Consider the following 21,322-nt stretch of genomic DNA (forward strand, 5'->3'; position numbering starts at 1 on the left):
TGATGGCGTGTTCGTGCAACACGGCGGATTGATGCTGCATCCTCAGGAATTGTCCACGTCCCAGATTGGCCTGGCGTTGTCGCAGGCATGGGGTGTGCACGCCAACGTGGTGGTGCAACGGCCGACCGGTGCCGATGCGGGCGCCACCGTCTACCAGGTGATCGCACGCGATGGCGCGCGCTGGTGGTTGAAATGCCGGCGCTACGCCGTCGATGACACGGTGTGGAAGGTGCTGCAGTACCTGCGCAGCCAGCGCGGCCTGGCCGAGATCGCCGCGCCACAGCCCACCCTGGAGGGCGCCCTAGCACTGCGGCTGGACGGCCTGCAGTGGACGCTGTTTGCCTATGTCGAGGGTCAATCCGGGTTCGAGTCGGCGCTGTCGCAGGCGCAGTGGCGGCGGCTGGGCGCAGTGCTGCGGCAGGTGCACGACACGCCGTTGCCGGATGCCCTCCGCGCCGGGCTGGCCCAACCCCATTTCGATGACGACAGCGCGGTGGAGCGGGTAGGTGCGTGGCTGCATCGCACCGACGTGCGTTGGCCCGTGCGTGATGATCTTGCCGCGCAGTTCCTGCGCGCCTGGCAGCAGCATCGGCCCCGTATTGGCGAGGTCTGGCAGCACTGCACGCAGCTGCGTGAGCGATTGCAGGGCCGGGCATGGGCGCGGGTGCTGTGCCACGGCGACCTGCACGCCGGCAACCTGCTGCTGCGTGCCGACCACGGGCTGTGCCTGATCGACTGGGACGACATGCTGCTGGCCCCGCGCGAACGCGACCTGATGTTTGTCGGTGCCGGCGTGGGCGGGCGTTGGGGGCGCGATGATCCGCCGGGCTTCGGTGAGGGCTACGGCGAGGTGAGCATCGACTTCGAGCGCCTGGCCTATTACCGGCATTGGCGCATCCTGCATGACGTGCAGGAGTTCCATGACCTGCTGCTTGAGCCGGGTGCAGCCTCGCGCCCGCCGGCGCAGCGTCGCCAGGCCCTGCGCTACATGGAAGAGCAGTTCGCGCCGGGCAACGTGGTCGACAGCGCGGCGCGCAGCTGGATCGCGGCCACCGGGCAAGCGGGGTAGCGGCACCCCTTGGGTGGCTGTCGTGCGACCGGCATGGGGTGGCTCTACCGGCGGACACCGTCCCGGCCCCGGCAGGCGGCACAGGGTCGGGCTGTTTGCACGTGGAGATGGAGTGGATCGTGCGCGCGGGCGCAGAAACGACGCAACTCGACTATTTGCTACCATTCCTTCTTGTACGTTGAATTGCCTGAGAAGGACCTTGGAATGAAGATCGCAGTGGCCGGCACTGGATATGTTGGCCTGTCCAACGCGGTGTTGCTGGCGCAACACCATGAAGTTGTTGCTTTGGATATCGACAGCGCCCGAGTTGAAATGATCAATGCGGGGCGCGCGCCCATCGAAGATCGCGAGATCGAAGCGTTTCTTCAAGGCAAACGCCTGAATCTGGTGGCTACGTTGGATTCCGAGCTTGCGTATTCGGGCGCGACGTTTGTGATTGTGGCCACGCCCACTGATTATGATCCGAAGACGAATTACTTCGATACCACTTCTGTCGAGTCGGTAATCAAAGAGGTGATGCGTGTGAATCCGCATGCCGTCGTGGTTATCAAATCCACCGTTCCGGTTGGGTGCACCAGTGCATTGCGTGCGAAATTTGGCACGGAGAACATCCTGTTCTCGCCGGAGTTTCTTCGTGAAGGGCGGGCGCTTTACGACAATCTGCATCCCAGTCGAATCATCGTCGGTGAACAGTCAGAGCGGGCGTCGGTGTTTGCTGGGCTTCTGCTGGAGGGGGCAATTCGAAAGGATGTGCCGGTGCTCTTTACCGATGCCACGGAAGCAGAGGCCATCAAGCTCTTCTCCAACACCTACCTTGCAATGCGCGTCGCCTACTTCAACGAGTTGGATACGTACGCGAGCTCTCACGGGCTTGACTCCCGACAGATGATTGCCGGTGTCAGTCTGGATTCCCGTATAGGAGACCACTACAACAATCCGTCATTTGGGTATGGCGGATACTGCCTTCCGAAGGATACAAAGCAGCTGCTGGCGAACTACGACAAGGTTCCGCAGAATCTGATCCATGCGATCGTGGAGGCCAATCGCACGCGAAAGGATTTTATTGCCGACGAGATCGTGCGTCGCAACCCCAAGGTCGTCGGCATCTACCGGCTGGTCATGAAGGCAGGGTCTGATAATTTCCGTGCTTCAGCGGTGCAAGGCGTCATGAAGCGGATCAAGGCAAAGGGAATCGAGGTTATCGTCCATGAGCCGGTTCTGACGCTTCCGGAGTTCTATCGATCCAAGGTCGTCAATGACTTCGATGCGTTCAGTGCACAAGCCGACATTATCGTTGCCAACCGCATGACGGATGAGCTGGCCAGGGTGGCGGACAAGGTTTACACGCGAGATCTGTTCGGCGCGGATTGACCCGTCTGCTTCTCGTGTGATTCCGGCGCGCGGCGAGATCTTCAATGAAGATCCAACCGCGCATGCGGTTCAGGCGTTTCACTCGCCGGGTTTCGCCGCGGCGGTGACAGCCTGGGATTTGGCGTGGCGGGCCAGTACCGCTTCACGATGGGCGATGTAGGCATTGGCGCCCAGGATGATGCCCGCACCGATCACGGTCCAGCGGTCCAGTGTTTCGCCAAACAGCAGCCAGCCCAGCACGGCAACCAGCGGCAGCTGCATGAAGCTGATCGGGGTTAGTGCGGAGACTTCGCCCAGGCGCAGCGCCCGCGTCCACAGCAGCTGGCCCACCGTGCCGAACAGGCCGGTGGCGGCCAGCCACACCCACGCCAAGCCGGTCGGCCACACCCAGACGAACAACGCGGGCACCAGCGACAGCGGTACCCAGAACACGTAGGTGTACAGCACCACGGCATCGGCGCTGTCCACGCGGGTGAGCTGCTTGATCTGGATCGCCACCAGCGAACTGAGTACCGCGGCCAGCACCGCCACCAGGGTGCCGGGGGTAAAGCTGGTCGAGCCCGGCCGCACGATGATCAGCACGCCGATGAACCCGATGATCACCGCTGCCCAGCGTCGCGCGCGCACGGTCTCGCCGAGCCACAGCACCGCGGCGATGGTGACGAACAGTGGCGTGGAGTAGGACAGCGAGATCGCCTGCGACATCGGCAGGTGGCCGATCGCCCAGAACGCGCACAGCATCGACGCCAGGCCGATCGTGCTGCGCAGCAGGTAGCGCGGCAGCTGCTGGGTCTTCAGCGACGCGCGACCGGGGCGCAGCAGCATCGGCAGCAGGGCCATCAGGCCGAAGGCGTTGCGGAAGAACGCCACTTCCTGGGTGGGCACCGAGCGGGTGGCATAGCGGATGGCCACGGCCATCAGCCCGAAGGCCAGCGTGCTGCCCAGCATCAGCAGTGCCGCACGCAGGGGAGTGGGGGCGGGCAGGGCGAGTGGCGGGGTCACCACTGCGCGCCGATCAGGCGCGGCTCCGGTTCGATCGGTACGCCGAACTTCTCCAGCACCGAGGCCGAGATCTGCCGCGCCAGCGCCAGCAGCTGCTCGCCGGTGGCGGTGCCGTGGTTAACCAGTACCAACGCGTGATGCGGTGACACGCCGGCGTCGCCGTCGCGGTAGCCCTTCCAGCCGCATGCCTCGATCATCCAGGCCGCCGACAGCTTGCGCCGGGTGTCCTGGTCGGCCGGGTACACCGGCAGGTCGGGGAAGTGCTGCAGCAACACCTCCACCTGCTCCAGCGGCAGCACCGGGTTCTTGAAGAAGCTGCCGGCATTGCCCAGTACGTCCGGGTCAGGCAGTTTGCGGCGGCGGATGTTGATCACCGCGTTGGCCACATCGGCGGCCACCGGCAGTTCCACGCCCATGGCCTGCATTTCTTCCGTGATGCCGGCATAGCCCAGGCGCAGGGCGTGCAGCAACGGCAGGCGCAGTTCAATCGCGGTGATCAGGTAGCGCTCCGGCATCTGCTTGAACACGCTGTCGCGGTAACCGAACTGGCAGGCCTCGGGATCCAGCCGGACCCACGCAGCGGCCTCGCGGTCCCAGGCTTCGACGGTCTGGATGAACTCGTCCACCTGCACGCCGTACGCGCCGATGTTCTGGATGGGGGAGGCGCCGGCCGTACCGGGAATCAACGCCAGGTTCTCCAGCCCGGACAGGCCATTCTGAAGCGACCACATCACCAGCCCATGCCAGCTGACCCCGGCACCGGCACGGACCACGGTGTGGTCAGCGCGGTGTTCGAGGATCTCGATACTGCGGTTGGCAAACACCAAGACCGTGCCGTCCACGTTGCCGGCCAGCAGCACGTTGCTGCCACTGCCCAGCACCAGCAGCGGCGCGTCGGCGACCTGCGGCAGCGCCAGTACGTCCGGCAGCAGCGACGGGTCGTGCAGCTCCAGCAGCTGTGCCGCGCTTGCCTCCACGTGGAAGGTGTTGAGCGCCTTCAGCGACGCGTTCTCAGTCAGGGTCCAGGCAGGCATTGCATTACTCATAGGGGGGCAACCGCACCGCGGCTGGGGGCCTCGCGGCGTCGGCGGATGGCTTCAACGCAGTCCTGCACCAGGGCTGGGCCGCGGAAGATCAAGCCGCTGTAGCACTGCACCAAGGCCGCGCCGGCGGACATCTTGGCCACCGCATCGGCACCGGACTGGATGCCGCCGACGCCGATCAGCGGCATCGACTCGGGCAGGCGTGCGCGCAACCGGCGCAGGACCAGCGTGGACTGGCCCAGCAGCGGCGCGCCGGACAGGCCGCCGGCCTCCTGCGCGCGCGGATCACCGGCCACCGCACTGCGGTCGATCGTGGTGTTGGTGGCGATCACACCGTCCACCTTCAATTCGCTGAGCACGCGGGCGGCCGCATCGATGTCGCGGTCGCTCAGGTCTGGCGCCACCTTGACCAGCATCGGCACGCGCCGGCCATGCTTGGCGGCAAGCTTTTCCTGGCTGTCGCGCAGCTGCGAGATCAGCTGGCGCAGCGCCGTTTCTTCCTGCAGCTCGCGCAGCCCGGCCGTGTTCGGCGAGGAGATGTTGACGGTGATGTAGTCGGCCAGCGGATACACCTTCTGCAGGCAGTGCTGGTAGTCGTCGAACGCCTGCTCGTTGGGCGTGTCCTTGTTCTTGCCGATGTTGATGCCGAGCAGCCCGTGGCGGCGCTTGGCCCGTTCAACATTGCGCACCAGTGCATCCACGCCGAGGTTGTTGAAGCCCATGCGGTTGATGATGGCCTGGTGGGCCGGCAGCCGGAACAGCCGCGGTTTCGGATTGCCTTCCTGCGGACGCGGGGTGATCGTGCCGATTTCAACGAAGCCGAACCCCAGCGCCAGCAGGGCATCGATGTGCTCGCCGTTCTTGTCCAGCCCGGCGGCCAGGCCAACCGGATTGGGGAACTCCAGGCCGAAGGCCTTGGTGGGCAGCGGTGCGATACGGCCGGCCAGCAGGGGCGTGGTGCCGGTGCGGTAGGCCAGCTCCAGGCCGCTCAGGCCAAGGCCGTGGGCGCGCTCTGCATCGAAGGCGAACAGGAAGGGGCGGGCAAGCGAGTACATGGCGTTCTATCAGTCCAGCGTGCCGACAAAGGCACGGGTTTGGTATTCAAAGGCAACCTGGCCGTCCACGGCGTGGGCATCGAACAACTGCTGCAGCGCCTCCAGCATCGGTGCATGGCGGGGGTGGCCGGCCTGCGGCGCGTAGGACGAGGACAGCAGGCGCCCACGCAGCCCATCGATGTCCATGCGCTGCACGTTGGGGAAGCTGGCCAGGCCGCGCAGGCCCGCGCCGAACCAGGCGCGCATGGCGTCATCATCCTGGTAGCGCTCGGCCACCTGGGTGTAATCGGTGCCGAACTCCAGCAGCAGCTGCTCGTAGCCGATCAGGAACGGCGAGGCATCCAGCAGGCGGGAGTTCCAGAACACCAGCGCCATCCCACCGGGATGCAGGATGCGCGACCACTCGCGGCGCACCGCGGCGGTATCGAACCAGTGGAAGGCCTGGGCGGCGGCGACCAGGCCAACGCTGTCGTCGGCCAGGGTGGTCGCCTCGGCGGTGCCATCGACCAGTTTCAGGCGCAGGTAATCGGGGGTCAGCCACTGCTCGGCGGCGGCGCGCATGGCCGCATTGGGCTCCACCGCGATGACCGGGTGGCCGCTGGCCAGGAACAAGCGGGTGGAAATACCGGTACCGGCGCCGATATCGGCGACCAGGGTCTCGGTGGGCACGCCGATATCGTGATGCAGCCAGTCCAGCAGGGCCGGCGGGTAATCGGGGCGGTAGCGGACGTAGTCGGCGACGCGGCTGCTGAAGCGTTCGGTCGAATCCGATGCACTCATGGGGACCTCACGATTGGGATGCGGCAAACAGGGCCAATCCACCGAAGAAGAGCACGAAACCCACCACCACCAGGATGCTGCCGATCACCGCCAGCCAACCCAGTACCAGTCCGGCGACCGCCAGGCCGTCGCCTTCCAGCGCCTGCGGCTGGCGACGGATTTCCGCGCGCGCCATGTGGCCGGTGACGATGGCAATGAGACTGCCGAGAAACGGAAAGACCGTCCAGCCGACGATGCCCATGATCAAGCTGACTACGGCCAGCGAGCTGGTCTGTCGATAGGGCTGGTTCATCCGTTTCCTCCATGGCAGAGCGTCCATGATAGTGCCTGCGCCGGGATTAGCCCATCGGCGCGGGGCGGCGTGCAACCCGGCAGGGCCTCAGCCCATCAGGACCTGGCCACCATCGACGTTCAACGTGTGGCCGGTGATCCAGCGCGCCAGCGGCGAGCACAGGAACAGGGCGGCATCGGCGATTTCCTTCGGCTGGCCGAAGCGACCGAACGGAATTTTGGCCAGCGTGGCGTGGTACAGCGCCGGGTCGTGCTCGCGGCGACGGGCCCACAGGCCGTCCTCGAACTCGATCGAGCCCGGGGCAATGGCATTGACGCGGATCCGCTGCGGGGCCAGCGCCAGTGCCTGGGAGGTGGTGTAGTGCATCAGTGCGGCCTTGGCCGCGGCATACGGAGCAGCGCCCGGTCGCGGTTGCAGCGCGGCGATCGAGGCCAGGTTGAGGATGCAGGCATCGCTGGACTGCTGCAGCCAGGGCAGGGCCAGTCGCGAGGCGCGTACCGCCGACATCAGATCGATGCCCAGGCTGGATTCCCAGCCGGCTTCATCGTCGGCCATGCCGTAGCCGGTAGCATTGTTGACCAGCACATCGATACCGCCCAGCGCGTGGGCGGCATCGGCCAGCCAGCGGCCGATGTCGTCCAGCACCCCGAGGTCGGCCGACGCGGTGTGGATGTCCAGGCCCAGGGCCTGGGCATCCGTGCGCAGCGCAGTGAGCCCGGGCTCACCGCGGGCGCAGACCGACACGCGGGCGCCCGCCGAAGCGAACGCCAGCGCCATTGCCCGCCCGATGCCCTTGCTGCCGCCGGCCACCAGTACCCGGCGGCCGGCGAAATCCAGCGAAGGGGCAGCGGGCGTGGGCATCACAGGTCGAACTTGATGCCCTGGGCCAGCGGCAGCGAATCGGAGTAGTTGATGGTGTTGGTCTGGCGACGCATGTAGACCTTCCACGCATCCGAGCCGGACTCGCGACCACCGCCGGTGTCCTTCTCGCCGCCGAACGCACCGCCGATCTCCGCACCGGAGGTGCCGATGTTGACGTTGGCGATGCCGCAGTCCGAGCCGGCCGCCGAGAGGAAGCGCTCGGCCACCTTCAGATTGGTGGTGAAGATCGACGAGGACAGGCCCTGCGGCACGCCGTTCTGCATGTCGATGGCTTCGTCCAGGGTGCTGTACTTCATCACGTACAGGATCGGGGCGAAGGTCTCGTGCTGCACCACTTCGTCGCTGTTCTTCAGGCCGGTGACGATGGCCGGCAGCACGAAGTTGCCGGCGCGGTCGATGCGGATGCCGCCGGTTTCCACGGTGCCGCCGCTGGCCTTGGCCTTCTCGATCGAGGCCAGGAACTGCTGCACGGCGCCGTCGCTGTTGAGCGGGCCCATCAGGTTGGCCGGGTCGGTCGGGTCGCCGATCTTGCCTTCCACCTGCTTGTACGCCTTGACCAGCGTGGCCAGCACGTCGTCATGGATGGATTCGTGCACGATCAGGCGGCGGGTGGTGGTGCAGCGCTGGCCCGCAGTGCCGACCGCGCCGAACACGATGCCCGGGATGGCCAGCTTCAGGTCGGCGGTTTCGTCCAGGATGATGGCGTTGTTGCCGCCCAGCTCCAGCAGGCAGCGGCCCAGGCGGTGGGCAACCTTTTCGGCGACCTGGCGGCCCACCTGGGTGGACCCGGTGAAGCTGATCAGCGGCACGCGCTTGTCGGCCACCATCTTCTGCGACAGCTCGGTGCCGGCGTCGTTGATCAGGAAGAAGATGTCCGGGAAGCCGGCGCCGCGCAGCGCTTCATTGCAGATGCGCATCGAGGCGATGGCGGTCAGCGGGGTCTTGTTGGACGGCTTCCAGATGCACACATCGCCACAGATCGCGGCCAGGAAGGAGTTCCAGGCCCACACCGCGACCGGGAAGTTGAACGCACTGATGATGCCGACCAGGCCGAGCGGCTGGTACTGCTCGTACATGCGGTGGCCGGGGCGCTCGGAATGCATGGTGTAGCCATAGAGCATTCGGCTCTGGCCCACGGCGAAGTCGGCGATGTCGATCATCTCCTGCACTTCGCCGTCGCCCTCGGGCTTGCTCTTGCCCATTTCCAGCGCGACCAGCGAGCCCAGTGCGTCCTTGTGGGCGCGCAGCGCTTCGCCGCACAGGCGCACGGCTTCGCCACGGCGCGGGGCCGGGGTGGTGCGCCATACCTTGAAGGCTTCCTGGGCGCGGGCCACGATGGTTTCGTAGTCGGCGTCGGTGGTGGCGTGGACCTGGGCGATCGCCTCGCCGGTGGTCGGGTTGACCGGGGTGATCAGACCGGCGCTGGTGGCGGTGGACCACTCGCCATTGCCGAGGTAGGTGCCAGCGTTGGTCGCGTCCAGGCCGAGGGCCTTGAGCAGATCAGAGGACATGCAAACTCCTGTTGCGTTGCGTTTGTAAGGCGCTGGCCGCTGGCAGGGTGGGGGGCGGCAAGCTGACCGCTGATGGTAGCAGAGCGGGGCGGCTGGACTGGCTTGGACAGCCATGGCAGGCGATCACCTGCGCCACTCTGAATGCGTCAATCCATTGATCCAAAAGGCAAAAAAAGACAAAGTCAATTGTGACGCTCCGATCCGGATTGTGATATTTTTGTGAGCTGAGCGGCACTTGCCGCCGTCATTTGCTCTTTCCAGGGAGCGTCATTGTCTCAGGGGGTCGTTGCACGGGCGGGGCGGAGTACGAGCGTCCCGGCAAGTGTTTCATTATGGAGATGTCGCTGTGCTACATGGATCCGTAGACCCATTGCCCGCCCCGCGGGGACGGCGGCGTGTAACCGCTGAGGCCCGTGCCGCCCTCGAAGTGTGGTTGCGCGTGCTCGACCTGTTGCTGGTGCCGAGTGCGGCCCTGCTGGGGCACATCCTTTTCCACGGTTGGATCCCGGCCTCGCATTCGCAGCGCGTGGTGTTCGGGGCCGTGCTGCTGTGCTGCGTGGTGTGTTTCGCCGTCGCGCCGGTCTATCGCAACTGGCGGGCGCGCAGCCTGCTGGCCGAGATCTGGACGCTCTTCCTTGCGTGGACAGCAGCGTTTGCGCTGTTCTCGATGTATTCGGTGCTGATGGACGTGGCCGACGCCGTGCCGGCACCCTGGCTGGTGAGCTGGTATGCGCTGGGCCTGGCGGGAATGGGGGTCAGCCGTCTCTGCATCCGTCTGCGCGTGCACAACCTGCGCTCCAGGGGGCTGGATCGCCAGCGGGTCCTGCTGGTGGGCTTGCGGGCCCCAGCGCTCAAGGTGCATCGGCTGCTCCGCAGTCGCCCGGAGATCGGCAAGGAGGTCATTGGCTACTTCGCTGGACCTGACGACATCGCGACCCGTCGCGATGGCGGTGGTGCGCCGCTTCGGCTGGGCGCACTGGAGGACCTGGAGCCTTACCTCGACCAGCACCGGGGCCAGATCGAGCAGATCTGGGTGTCCTTGCCGCTGGGCGGGCGCGCGCGCCTCAAGCAGGTGCTCAAGCTGCTCGAGCGCTATCCCGTCCAGGTCAGGCTGGTGCCAGACACCACCGGGTTGGGGGCATTGAACCCCGGGGTGCACCAGGTCGGGGATGTGCCGATGATCGGCGTACGCCAGGGGATGGTCGAGCCGCACCTGCTGATGGTGAAGCGGGTCGAGGACATGGTGGTAGCCGGGGTGGCGCTGGTGGTGCTGTCGCCGTTGCTTGTGCTGCTGGCCTTGGGGGTGAAGCTGAGCTCACCGGGCCCGGTCCTGTTCCGCCAGCGCCGGCACGGGCTGGATGGAAAAGAATTCAAGATGCTGAAGTTCCGGTCGATGCGGGTGCACGAGGAGTCGAGCGGGACGCTTACGCAGGCCACCCGCGGGGATGCCCGCATCACGCCGTTCGGGGCTTTCCTGCGCCGGACCAGCCTGGATGAGCTTCCCCAGTTCCTGAACGTGCTGGGCGGCAGCATGTCGGTGGTGGGGCCGCGGCCGCATGCGGTGCAGCACAACAACCAGTACGAGCGGCTGATCGAGCGCTACATGCATCGGCACTACGTCAAGCCGGGCATCACCGGGTGGGCCCAGGTGAACGGGCTGCGGGGTGAGACGCCGGAGCTGCGGTCGATGAAGAAGCGCGTGCAGTACGACATTGATTACATCCGGCGCTGGAGCCCGTTGTTTGATCTGCGGATCATCTGGTTGACCGTGTTCAGGGTCCTCGGCCAAAGAACGGCGTATTGACATGACGCAGTGGGTGCTCGGACGGGTGTCAGGCGCATTGCCAACTCCGTCTCAGTTTTTCAACACGCCGCCCGCGGGAGGGTCTTTCCGGCCTGTCCCAGGCGTGGCTGCCCGGGTGATCGGTTATTCTGCCCGGCTTTACTGTAGGCCCGCATTGGCGGGTGATTCGCGACCCTCCCCGCAGCACATTGGAACTTGCAAGTAGTGTTCAAGAATATTCTGTTTGTCTGTATCGGCAACATCTGCCGCAGTCCATCTGCCGAGGTGATGATGCGCGCTGCTCTGGAGGGAAGGGGCATCCATGTCTCGTCCGCAGGCCTTGGCGCGCTGGTTGACCACGGAATCGATGCAACAGCACAGGAGTTGCTTGTGGAGCGCGGGCTTGACGGCTCCTTGCACCGTGCGCGGCAGGTTTCCTCCCAGATCCTGTCCGCAGCTGATCTGGTGTTGGTGATGGAAAGGAAGCATCTGAAGCGAATTTCAGAGGTTGCGCCGGAGGCATCCGGGAAGTCATTCCTCCTCGGGAAGTGGGAGGGCGATACTGAAATCCCCGATCCTTACCGGCAGCAGCGGCCCGCATTCGAGCACGTCTATCGGCTTATGGCCCAGGGCGTAGAGAGCTGGAAGCGCTACATCTAAGTCCAGATTGCCCGGGCAGGCGCGCGCAGCGTCTGCCCAACAACTATTCAAGCCTCTAAACGATCCAATATGACCAGCCCAGACGCCCGCAATAATCCCCAAGAAGACGCGCAAGAGATTGACCTGCGTCAGTTGCTCGGAACGCTTCTCGACCACAAGTGGTGGATACTGGGTGTCACGGGCGTGTTCTTCGTCGTTTCCGTGGCATATGCAATGCTGGCAAAGCCAATCTACCGCGCTGACGCCATCATCCAGGTTGAATCAAAGGTCCCGTCACTGCCCGGTCTGACGGACATCAGTCAGTCGTTGGGCGTGAGCACTGGATCGGCGGAGGCCAGTACTGAAATCGCCTTGATCACCTCGCGAGCCGTCGTCGGCTCAGCTGTCGATGAGCTCAAGCTGGACATTGATGTGACGCCAAGGACCTTCCCGCTGCTGGGGGACTACATGGCGCGACGGGCTGAGGCCAAGGCGCCGGGTTCCGTAGCCTCGACCAAGTTCGGGCTGGAAAGTTTCGGCTGGGGCGGCGAGCTCCTGCAGGTGTTCCAGTTGGACGTGCCTCCCGCACTGTTCGACAACGAGATGACGCTGACTGTCGAAGACGTGAGTGGAAAGTACAGTTTGCAGGACGAGGATGGCCGCCAACTGCTGACGGGGCGGGTTGGTGAGCGCGCGAGTGGTCATGGCGTCGTCATGCAGGTCTCCACGCTCCGCGCGCATCCAGGGATGCGCTTCACCGTGACCAAGCTGCGGCGGCTGAAGATTGTTGGCGATCTGCAACGTCAGGTAGCTGTGTCGGAGTCGGGTAAGGACTCGGGCATTCTGATGCTTGGCTATGAGAGTCCGGATCCCGAGCTGGCCCAAGCGTTTCTGCAACAGGTAGCGCTTGCTTACGTGCGCCAGAACGTGGATCGGAACTCGGCGGAAGCGTCGGCTCAGCTGGTGTTTGTCAAAGAGCAGTTGCCGAACATCCGCAATCAGGTCGACGCGGCCCAGAAGGCACTCAGTGCGTATCAGACCCGGGCCAACTCCGTTGATCTTTCTCTGCAGACCAAGGGGCTTCTGGACCAGGAAGTTGCGGTCGAGACGAGTATCCAGCAGTTGCGCTTGCAACAGGCGGAGATGGACCGGAAGTTTACCCGGGACCACCCCGCCTACCAGGCGCTGATGCGTCAAATTGGTGAGCTGGAGGGACGGAAGTCCAATTTCCAGGGGCAGGTCCGTCAGCTGCCCGAAGCGCAGCAGGAACTGCTGACCCTGACGCGCGAGCTGAAAGTCAGCAACGAGATCTACACCGGAATGCTCAACCAGGCGCAGCAGCTGGATGTTGCCCGGGCCGGTACTGTTGGCAACGTCAGAATCGTGGATGCCGCGGCCGTCGACGCCACCACGCCAGTCAAGCCGCGCAAGCCGCTTATCGTGGTGATCGGAACTCTGCTTGGAGCATTCCTCTCCGTCGCTCTGGTCTTCCTGCGGCAGATGCTCAATCGAGGCGTCGAAGACCCTGCGCAGATCGAAGAGCTTGGCCTGCCGGTTTACGCGTCCATTCCTGTCAGCCCGAAGCAGGAGGGGGATTCGGTCCGCGGCAGTTTCCGCGGCGATGGCAAGCAGCATCTTCTGGCCATCAAGGATCCCGCTGATCTTGCCGTTGAAGCTGTTCGCAGCCTTAGGACAAGCCTGCACTTCGCCCGTCTTGAGGCGAAGAACAATCTCATCCTGATCTCAGGCTCCAGCCCGAATGCAGGCAAGACGTTTGTCTCCGCCAATCTGGCCACGGTGATTGCGCAGGCCGGACAGCGCGTGCTGATCATCGACGCGGACATGCGAAAGGGGACCTTGCACAAGGCGCTGGGTGCCACGCAGAGCCCTGGACTTTCTGACGTGCTCGTCGGAAAAGTGCCGGCTGCCCAGGCGATCCGGACCTTGGATGTGCTGGAGAATCTACATTTCATCACGCGTGGCGATGTTCCGCCCAATCCGTCAGAGCTTCTCATGCATGAGAACTTCTCTGCGCTGCTGGAAGCCGTAAGCAAGGACTTCGACCTGGTCATCATTGATACGCCGCCGATTCTCGCAGTGACAGATGCCGCGATCATTGCGCACCACGTGGGAACTTGTCTTCTTGTGGCGCGTTTCGGCCTCAATCAGCCGAAGGAACTCGCGTTGGCAAAGCAGCGCTTCGAGCAGAACAACGTCAAGCTCAAGGGCGCCATCTTCAATGCTGTCGAGCGCAGGGCGACGGGGTACTACAGCTATGGCTACTACGAATACAAATCCTCGAATTGATATCTGTTGAAGGCGAATGCGGAGCCGTCACGTTCGGCTCCGTTCTCGTTTTTGAAACAACGTAGATTCGGCGTTGTTGTTTCCACAAAGGGATGAAGTCAAGCCCGCGGGCCAGATTCAGATGGCGTGCGAGCGCAGGAAGGAGCGTCAAGTATGAAGATTGCTATTGCAGGAATGGGTTATGTCGGTTTGGCCAATGCTGTTCTTCTGGCTCAGCACAACTCTGTGGTTGCGCTGGATGTTGATCCGGCGAAGGTCGACGGGATCAATCAGAGTCGTTCGCCCATCGAAGATAGTGACATTCAGAAATTCCTGGACAACGGGAAGCTTGACCTGCGCGCGACGCTGGACAAAACGTTTGCCTACACCGACGCCAGCTACGTCATCATCGCAACGCCCACGGACTACAATCCGGACACCGACTTCTTCGATACGAGTTCGGTAGAAGCGGTTATTCGCGATGTCATGGCGATCAATCCGTCGGCGACCATGGTAGTGAAGTCGACGGTCCCGGTAGGGTTCACTGATCGTGTTCGTTCCGAGTACCGGACGGACAAGATCATCTTCTCGCCGGAGTTCCTGCGCGAAGGCCGCGCACTCTACGATAACCTCTACCCCAGCCGGATTGTCGTGGGTGAGTGCTCCGCGCAGGCGACCGAGTTTGCCTCGCTGCTACGGCAAGGCGCGGCCGCTGAGAATGTGCCAGTCGTCTTCTGCGGGGCAACCGAGGCAGAGGCAATCAAACTCTTCGCCAACACCTATCTGGCGATGCGCGTTTCGTACTTCAATGAACTGGACACCTATGCAGCCTGCCACGGGTTGGATGCTCGCCAGATCATTGATGGGGTGTGCCTGGACCCGCGGATCGGAGACCATTACAACAATCCATCGTATGGCTATGGTGGTTACTGTCTGCCGAAGGATACCCGTCAACTCCTGGCGAACTATCGAGACGTTCCGCAGAACCTCATTCAGGCCATCGTGGCGTCCAACTCGACTCGCAAGGACTTCATCGCGGCAGAGGTCCTCCGTTCAAATCCAAGGGTGGTGGGCATCTATCGTCTTGCGATGAAAGCCGGTTCGGACAACTTCCGTTCGTCCAGCATCCAAGGTGTCATGAAGCGGATCAAGGCCAAGGGCGTGGAGGTCATCGTTTACGAGCCTGCGATGGCAGCCGATGAGTTCTTCCGCTCAAGAGTGTGCCGGGATCTGGCGGAGTTCAAGCGCACTGCGGACGTGATTCTCGCGAATCGACGCCATCCTGATCTTGATGACGTCGCTGAGAAGACATATAGCCGCGACCAGTTCGGGATCGACTGATGCAGGCAGGCCTTCCGAAGGCGCGGGGCAGTGCATCGATTCTGATGATGCTATCGCTGGTTCTCGCAAATCTCGCCAATCTTGGGATCCAGTTCGTGATCCCACGATTGCTGGTGCCCGAGGAATACACGCGATTCGCAATGATGTGGGCATCCGGCCAGCTGGTGGCGGCACTGCTCTTTGAGTGGCTGCGGATAGGTGTGGTGCGCTACTCCGCGAGCGACGCGAGCGATCCCCGGCGACTTCCAGAGGCGCTGGCTGCACTCTATGCCGCTCTTCTGGTGGGGGCGTCAGTCCTGGCTGTGATCCTTCTGGCCGCGGGCAAGACGGGCAGTGCCATGTTCATGGCGGGTTTGATCCTCTTCTACGCGTGTGCGCAAGGCGCATTCGATGGTCAGCAGGCGAACCTGCGGGCAAGGTTTCTCAATGTTCGCTTCTCGGTTACCTGGATGACGAGAAGCGTATTGTCTTTCTCGCTCACGCTTGTTGTCGCATCTGCGTTCTCGGATGGCAGGTTCGCTCTAGCGGCTTTAAGTACGTCTTTCCTGATCGTTTCGCTGTTCGCGGGTCTGTCGCCTCGATCGCTCCGCTGGCCCGCCCGGTCGAGCGTTGTTTTCCTGATGAAGTTCGGACTGTTCGCCGCGGCCGCCGGAATAATCTCCTTCGCGTTGCCGCTCGTCGCGCGATACGCGATGGTGCACTATGCCGGCGGCACGGATTCGGCGGGCGCGGTGCTTGCGGTGGATATCGCACAGAAGATACTGATGGCGCTCGGCACAGCCGTGAACCTGCTCCTTCTGCAGCCCGTCATCAGTCGCGTCAGCTGTGATCCAGAAGAAGGATCACGGTACATGGAAAGCCATCTGATCAATGTGGTCGCGCTGTTCTCTGCGGCAATGGTTGTGCTGCTCTACGCCAACAGCGTCGTGGTGACCTACTTTGTGCCGCCCGCATTCCTCGAGTCGTACTCGAGAGTTTCGTTGCTGGCCGTTCTCTCAATCGTGCTGGTATGCCTGAAGAGCTATGGTCTCGATGCGCTGTTCGCCATCGGGGGCAAAACCGTCTATTCCGTGGTCACAAGTGGAGTTGCCTTGCTTCTGGTCCTGCTGGGATGCGGTGGCCTCTACGTGACCCACTCGATAGGCCTGTCCAGCACTCTCGTCGTCCTCGTGCTCGCCCTGGTCGCTGGACTTGTTCTGGCTACGTACTTTGCGGCCTCCGCATTGTCACTGAGGCTCCCGTGGGGAAAGTTGTCCCGCATTCTCCTGGTCACGGCCGCTGCGATGGTGGCGTCCTTCCTGCTTGCCGTCTACGGCAATGCAGTGGTCCAGATGGCGGGCTTCATCGTAATTGCATTCATCATTCTTGGCGGCTATCGCGCGCTTGGCGTAGGTGGACCCAGACAATGGTTGGGACAGTCGTGAGCTCGCAGGCGAGGAACCTAGCTGAAATGAGTAGCAATGGGGACTGTGCGGCTGCACAGAAGCTTGGCGCGGAAACTGAGGTTTCGTCACTCAGGATTCTGATCTTCACCACCGATGTCCACGCCGGTGGCATCAAGGCATCCACGCTTCGACTTCAGGAAATGCTGAAGGGCAGCGTCGCCGACGTCGGCATCCTGTCGTACGAGCCTGCTGAGGATGGCGGGGCGGCCAGATTCGCGTTGGGTCTCCCGCTGGTCAGGGAGTTTCAGGCCAGTCCGGCATGGGACTACGACATTCGCCGTGTCTTCGGCGTCCTTGTTGCTGTCCATCGGTTTCGAAAGCTCATGCAACGCGAGCGTTTCGACGTCGTCATCTCGATGTCCTATGGTCCAAGCATCGTAGCTTTGATGGCAAAAAAGCTGGCCCTCAGGTTCAAACTGGTGGTTTCGGAGCGGCAGGACCCCTCTCGGGACCTCGCGACGGGCTGGCGGAAGTCGCTCGTGCGTAGGCTGTGTGGCTGGATGTATCGCGGGAGCGATCTTTACCACTGCAATTCTCCCGTCGCCGCCAAGCGCGCGCCGCTTCTTTTCAAGGTGTCGCCGGAAAAGACGCTTTACATCCCCAATGGCTATGATTTCGCCGCGCTTGATGAACGCGCAGAAGCGCCCTTCTCGATCCCTGTATCTGGATCGTATGTGGTGTCTTGCGGGCGATTGAATGAGCAGAAGGGGCAGCACATCGCCGTCGCAATCTTTGCCCGGATGGTGGAGATGGGGTACCAGGGCAAGCTCGTTTTCCTGGGGGAGGGCAGCTTGCGGTCGGCACTGGAGGCCGGTGCTGAACGGGCCGGTGTAAGGGACAGGGTGCAGTTTCTGGGGGGGGTCGACAACCCGATTCCCTATCTCCGCCAAGCGGACCTCGTCCTTGTAACGTCGCTCTGGGAAGGCTTTGCGAATGTTCCGGTGGAGGCCGTGAGTGTCGGCGGGCGTGTGATCAGTACGCGCTGGAGTGGGGCGGAGGAAGTGCTGCAGGACGCTGCCGAGTACTTTTCGGCAGATCTCGATGCGCTTGATCGATGCGAAGAGGATGCGGTGGCACAGGCGTCGCGAGAGGCCATCTCGGCGATGGCCGCATTGCCTCGCCGTACCGCGGCTGAGTCGTTGCGTTCACAATATGGGTACGTCACGACGTCGCGCCGGTTCATCGCTGCGATTGAGGGCTTGCAATGATCAGGGTCAGATTGGCCAGTTGGCTGGGTCTGCTGGCGATTGCATTGTTGCCCATCTTCAAGATGTCCATCGTCCCGGTCAGTTATAGTCCGCCGACCCTCATTCCTGCCGCTCTGCTTGGCTTGATCTTCTTCCTGAACTCGCGCGGAAGAATTGAGCGTACCGACGTCGCAACGATCTGCTTCGTGCTCTACGTCGTTCTGATCAGCTTCATCCTTCTGGGTGTGAAGAACATCGGCGTGGAGCGGGTGCTCCGAGGCGTCCTTCCTGTCCTGGCAGGCATGGCCAGCTTCCTTGGTTTTCGCTATTACTTCCGGTTCGCGTCGATCGACAGATACTTCGGCGTCCTCAGGTCTGTGCTCAAGATCGTCCTTGCATACGGGATGTTTGAAGTTGTCGCGCTTTACATGGGTATTGGTGGTGTGTTCCGGGACGCACTTGCACTTGCGTTGAGCGGAAACGCGGGATCTCGGGTGCAACTGTTCACTTCCGAGGCATCATGGGCGAGCCTTTACCTCGTCTTTGCCTTCCCTCTATTAAGTCGGATGTCCTGGATCTATCGCGGAATGTGGGTCCTGTTGTTCGCAGCCACCTTCTCGCTGTATGGATTCGCGACGCTGGTAATAGGGTTGATTGGCTATCGGCTGCTGATGGGGCGAAGCGTGACCAAGACCATCATCCAGGTTGTCGTCATCGGGGCGGGCACGCTGCTGGTGGTGTATGCGGTCAAGCTGATCGTGGCAAATCTCGCCTCTTCAGGTGACCTTCCGTACTACCTGACCCGGATCATCAAGCTCGACGAAGCGTCAACCGTGGAAACGTCGTTGCTTGAATCGCTCGACGGATCGGTGTTCGTGCGGATCATGTACCCGGTCTACGCGATACTTGTGTCGCTCTCGTACCCATTGGGCATGGGGGCTGCGTTGTATCCGTACGGATTCAATGAGGCGATGTCGTGGCTGCCGCTGAACCATGTGGCCTACAGCAACTTTGAGATCATGGGGGATATCTCGTCGATCTCTGCGGATCCGCGCAACCTGTACGTGAGCATCTACGTGATGGGCGGGTTGGTTGGGCTGGCGTACTTGATCTTCATGCTGAACCGCGTTTACCGCGATTTCAGTCTCATCAAGAGATTTGGCTCGCCGACGGAGAGGCTGGTTGTCCTGCAGCTGATTCTGATGGGAGCTGCCTGTCTCCAGTTCGGCTCGTTCGCATTTGTCCTCTTGTGGATCCCGCTTGCGGCAGTGCTGAGCATTGCCAAGGGTATTCGGGTGGCGCGTCATGGCTAAGGCTCTCTTCCTCATGACCCGGCCTTTCCTTCCCGTCGTCGGCGGTCGTGAGCGTATGCTGCGGCAGCACCTCGAGTATCTGGTTCATCGATTTGATGCGGTGAAGGTGATCTGTTTCAAGGGGCGTGGCGAGAGCATTGAGCCTGAGCGCTACCGCCGCGAATTCCCCACGGTTGAGTTTGAGTTCACTGACTATCCAGGTTTGTTGGACGTTCTGCGTGGCATCCCGACGCTGGGTGTATCGGCTCCGCTTCAGTGCCTGGCTTTCTTTGGACGTCAGAAATCCAGGTGGGTGACGGCCAGAGTGCGCGAGTTCGGTCCGGATGTTGTCGTTGTCGATATGCTCAGGCTATGGAGTTATGCCCGCCAGTTGGTAACGACGCGGGTGCTGGATATAGATGATCTACTTTCCCTTCGCTACCAACGGCAGTTGTCGTCGGGTGCCAGCGATGTGCTCGGGACGTTCAAAGAGCGGCTGCCGGCAGTTGCGGGGTGGGCAGCCACTGTGTTCGCTACCCGGCTGTTGGCGATGGAATCCAAGCGGTTGGCACGACTGGAGCACGACGTGACAGAGTCTGCAGCCAGCGTCCTCTTTGTGTCGGGGCTGGAGGCTCAACGGCACAGGGCTTCATCAGGTGCCATGAACCTCTATTCGGCCCCGCCCATGTCAGCGGACGTCAACGACGCTCGGCGCCCACCGGTGAATCGAGGCGACGGATCCCTGCGCTTCGCGTTCCTGGGCAATCTCAAGGCGCCACAGAACCTGCAGGCCCTGAGGTACGTGGTGCAGACCCTTGTGCCGGTGCTGGACGATTCCGGAATTGCTTACGAGCTCCATGTCATTGGCAGTATTGACCCGAAGGTGGCCGAGGAACTGTCGCATCCCTCCGTTACGTTCCATGGTTTCGTTGATGATCTGAGCGGCGCACTTCGTGACACAGATCTGCATCTGGCTCCGATACTCTCGGGATCGGGGGTCAAAACCAAGATTGTCGATGCCTTCGCCTTTGGTGTGCCGACCTTGACGACCTCACTGGGCTTGGAGGGCCTGGAGGTGGAGGGGCGCGACGTTGCGCTCGTATTCGACACGCCGGAGCACTTCCTGGCGTTGGTGCAAGCAGTCTCTGCGGATCCGGAAGTACTGCAGAACGTCGCTTCCAATGCGTCTGCCTACGTGTCTGAACAACACTCTCGCGAGGTGGTGTTCGCCAGGTACGCAGAGGCCTACGACAGGGCTGGAATATGATTCGAAGGACCTTCGGCAAGTTCATGGTTCACTTCGTGAACGTGATCGGTGCGCTGCTCCCGGACGATCCCGTTTCCTGTCGTCTTCGCCCCCGCCTCCTCGGTATTCTGGGTGCATCGATCGCCAGTGGCGTACGCATTCGCGGAGGGGGGCGCTTCGAAGGCGGTCGCATCTCCGTCGGGGAGCGGTGCTTCATCAACCGTGGCTGCTATTTCGACGCGACAGGGTCGATCAGGCTGGGACGCGATGTCACCGTCGGTCATGGCGTTGCCTTGGTGACGGCGTCGCACGCTGTCGGGGGGGCTCACGCGCGGGCGGGTGAGGTGACTGCGCGAGATGTCAGTGTCGGGGATGGGGTGTGGATTGGTGCCAACGCGATCATTCTTCCCGGCGTCACGATCGGTGCCGGTTCGATCATCGCCGCAGGTGCAGTCGTGACGCGCGATGTGCCAGACAATGTACTTGTGGCTGGAAATCCAGCTGTTTTCAAGAAGGAGTTGGCGCTGTGAGCGACAGCAATGCCCACGTTACGCTGCTTTCGCTGCTGAGTGCGGACTTCCGTGCTGCTGCGGCAGGGGCGCGTCCATCGCTCTTCAGGTGCGCCGCCCGGTACGTGCTGGATCCGGGTTTTGCAGTCGTGGTCCGATACCGGTTCTCCGTCGCCGCCCGGCGATTCGGATGGACGGGAAAGCTGCTGTCGAAACTCATCTGGCGTCGCAATGTACGCGTGTCTGGTTGCTATCTCTCTCCCAGCTCCAGCATCGGGCCTGGGCTTTTCCTGCCTCACGCGACTGCCGTGGTGGTTGGCGATGGCGTTGCGGCGGGTAGCAACCTTCAGTTGTATCAATCTGTCACGCTCGGCCAACGCGGCGCGCAGTATCCGAGCCTGGGCAACGGAGTGATTGTTTACTCCGGTGCCTGCGTTCTGGGCTCGGTCCACGTGGGCAACGGCGCCGTCGTAGGCGCAAATGCCGTCGTGTTACGAAATGTAGCGGCAGGCAGCGCGGTGGCGGGTGTGCCAGCGCGTGACCTCGCAGCGGTCGGCGCCGGTTCGCCATAGGCGACCGGCCGCATGGT

General features: G+C 62.7%; 19 protein-coding genes. 12 read left to right on the forward strand and 7 right to left on the reverse strand.

Features of this window, described 5'->3' with window-relative positions; translation table 11 throughout:
- Window positions 1-49 precede the first annotated feature (49 nt).
- Both AC6CHL_RS00475 and AC6CHL_RS00480 read left to right on the forward strand, forming a co-directional pair.
- Window positions 50-1,069, forward strand: a complete 1,020-nt coding sequence (locus AC6CHL_RS00475; RefSeq protein WP_498292768.1) for a phosphotransferase enzyme family protein — start codon at window positions 50-52, stop codon at window positions 1,067-1,069.
- A gap of 204 nt (window positions 1,070-1,273) precedes the next feature.
- Window positions 1,274-2,440 carry a nucleotide sugar dehydrogenase gene (locus tag AC6CHL_RS00480; RefSeq protein WP_498292770.1) on the forward strand — a complete coding sequence of 389 codons (1,167 nt, stop codon included), beginning with the start codon at window positions 1,274-1,276 and terminating at the stop codon, window positions 2,438-2,440.
- Between the two features lie 78 nt (window positions 2,441-2,518).
- Here AC6CHL_RS00480 and AC6CHL_RS00485 read toward each other — a convergent pair whose 3' ends face one another.
- The 7 genes from AC6CHL_RS00485 to amaB form a co-directional block, all read right to left on the reverse strand.
- Window positions 2,519-3,406: a DMT family transporter gene (locus AC6CHL_RS00485; protein WP_498293482.1), complete on the reverse strand. Its 888-nt coding sequence runs from the start codon at window positions 3,404-3,406 to the stop codon at window positions 2,519-2,521.
- A 32-nt stretch (window positions 3,407-3,438) separates the two neighbouring features.
- Window positions 3,439-4,488, reverse strand: a complete 1,050-nt coding sequence (gene murB / locus AC6CHL_RS00490; RefSeq protein WP_498292772.1) for a UDP-N-acetylmuramate dehydrogenase — start codon at window positions 4,486-4,488, stop codon at window positions 3,439-3,441.
- On the reverse strand, window positions 4,485-5,540 hold the full coding sequence (locus tag AC6CHL_RS00495; RefSeq protein WP_498292773.1) for a quinone-dependent dihydroorotate dehydrogenase: 1,056 nt from the start codon (window positions 5,538-5,540) through the stop codon (window positions 4,485-4,487). The genes murB and AC6CHL_RS00495 overlap by 4 nt, the downstream gene beginning before the upstream one ends.
- A 9-nt stretch (window positions 5,541-5,549) precedes the next feature.
- On the reverse strand, window positions 5,550-6,320 hold the full coding sequence (locus AC6CHL_RS00500; protein WP_498292774.1) for a class I SAM-dependent methyltransferase: 771 nt from the start codon (window positions 6,318-6,320) through the stop codon (window positions 5,550-5,552).
- A 7-nt stretch (window positions 6,321-6,327) separates the two neighbouring features.
- Complete coding sequence (locus tag AC6CHL_RS00505; protein ID WP_038688720.1) at window positions 6,328-6,612, reverse strand: DUF4190 domain-containing protein; 285 nt, start codon at window positions 6,610-6,612, stop codon at window positions 6,328-6,330.
- Between the two features lie 87 nt (window positions 6,613-6,699).
- Window positions 6,700-7,473 carry an SDR family NAD(P)-dependent oxidoreductase gene (locus AC6CHL_RS00510; RefSeq protein WP_498292776.1) on the reverse strand — a complete coding sequence of 258 codons (774 nt, stop codon included), beginning with the start codon at window positions 7,471-7,473 and terminating at the stop codon, window positions 6,700-6,702.
- Window positions 7,473-9,005, reverse strand: coding sequence for an L-piperidine-6-carboxylate dehydrogenase (gene amaB, locus AC6CHL_RS00515; RefSeq protein WP_498292778.1), 1,533 nt, complete (start codon window positions 9,003-9,005; stop codon window positions 7,473-7,475). The genes AC6CHL_RS00510 and amaB overlap by 1 nt, the downstream gene beginning before the upstream one ends.
- A gap of 346 nt (window positions 9,006-9,351) precedes the next feature.
- Here amaB and AC6CHL_RS00520 point away from each other — a divergent pair, with 346 nt between their 5' ends.
- From AC6CHL_RS00520 to AC6CHL_RS00565, 10 genes are all read left to right on the forward strand, one after another.
- Complete coding sequence (locus AC6CHL_RS00520; protein WP_498292779.1) at window positions 9,352-10,809, forward strand: undecaprenyl-phosphate glucose phosphotransferase; 1,458 nt, start codon at window positions 9,352-9,354, stop codon at window positions 10,807-10,809.
- A 204-nt stretch (window positions 10,810-11,013) separates the two neighbouring features.
- Window positions 11,014-11,448, forward strand: a complete 435-nt coding sequence (locus AC6CHL_RS00525) for a low molecular weight protein-tyrosine-phosphatase (RefSeq protein WP_498292781.1) — start codon at window positions 11,014-11,016, stop codon at window positions 11,446-11,448.
- A gap of 69 nt (window positions 11,449-11,517) precedes the next feature.
- Window positions 11,518-13,734, forward strand: coding sequence for a polysaccharide biosynthesis tyrosine autokinase (locus AC6CHL_RS00530; RefSeq protein ID WP_498292782.1), 2,217 nt, complete (start codon window positions 11,518-11,520; stop codon window positions 13,732-13,734).
- A gap of 153 nt (window positions 13,735-13,887) precedes the next feature.
- Window positions 13,888-15,054 carry a nucleotide sugar dehydrogenase gene (locus tag AC6CHL_RS00535; protein ID WP_498292783.1) on the forward strand — a complete coding sequence of 389 codons (1,167 nt, stop codon included), beginning with the start codon at window positions 13,888-13,890 and terminating at the stop codon, window positions 15,052-15,054.
- Window positions 15,054-16,478: a hypothetical protein gene (locus AC6CHL_RS00540; RefSeq protein ID WP_498292784.1), complete on the forward strand. Its 1,425-nt coding sequence runs from the start codon at window positions 15,054-15,056 to the stop codon at window positions 16,476-16,478. The genes AC6CHL_RS00535 and AC6CHL_RS00540 overlap by 1 nt, the downstream gene beginning before the upstream one ends.
- Window positions 16,479-16,504: 26 nt before the next feature.
- Window positions 16,505-17,707: a glycosyltransferase gene (locus tag AC6CHL_RS00545; RefSeq protein ID WP_498292785.1), complete on the forward strand. Its 1,203-nt coding sequence runs from the start codon at window positions 16,505-16,507 to the stop codon at window positions 17,705-17,707.
- Between the two features lie 11 nt (window positions 17,708-17,718).
- Window positions 17,719-18,999 carry a hypothetical protein gene (locus AC6CHL_RS00550; RefSeq protein WP_498292786.1) on the forward strand — a complete coding sequence of 427 codons (1,281 nt, stop codon included), beginning with the start codon at window positions 17,719-17,721 and terminating at the stop codon, window positions 18,997-18,999.
- Window positions 18,992-20,245, forward strand: a complete 1,254-nt coding sequence (locus AC6CHL_RS00555) for a glycosyltransferase (protein WP_498292788.1) — start codon at window positions 18,992-18,994, stop codon at window positions 20,243-20,245. The genes AC6CHL_RS00550 and AC6CHL_RS00555 overlap by 8 nt, the downstream gene beginning before the upstream one ends.
- Window positions 20,242-20,754 (forward strand): DapH/DapD/GlmU-related protein, encoded by a 513-nt coding sequence (locus AC6CHL_RS00560; protein WP_498292789.1) that lies wholly within the window; start codon window positions 20,242-20,244, stop codon window positions 20,752-20,754. Before AC6CHL_RS00555 ends, AC6CHL_RS00560 begins: the two co-directional genes overlap by 4 nt.
- Complete coding sequence (locus AC6CHL_RS00565; protein ID WP_498292791.1) at window positions 20,751-21,305, forward strand: serine O-acetyltransferase; 555 nt, start codon at window positions 20,751-20,753, stop codon at window positions 21,303-21,305. Before AC6CHL_RS00560 ends, AC6CHL_RS00565 begins: the two co-directional genes overlap by 4 nt.
- The last annotated feature ends 17 nt before the right edge of the window (window positions 21,306-21,322 follow it).

Source organism: Stenotrophomonas sp. GQ19 (genome assembly GCF_059758695.1).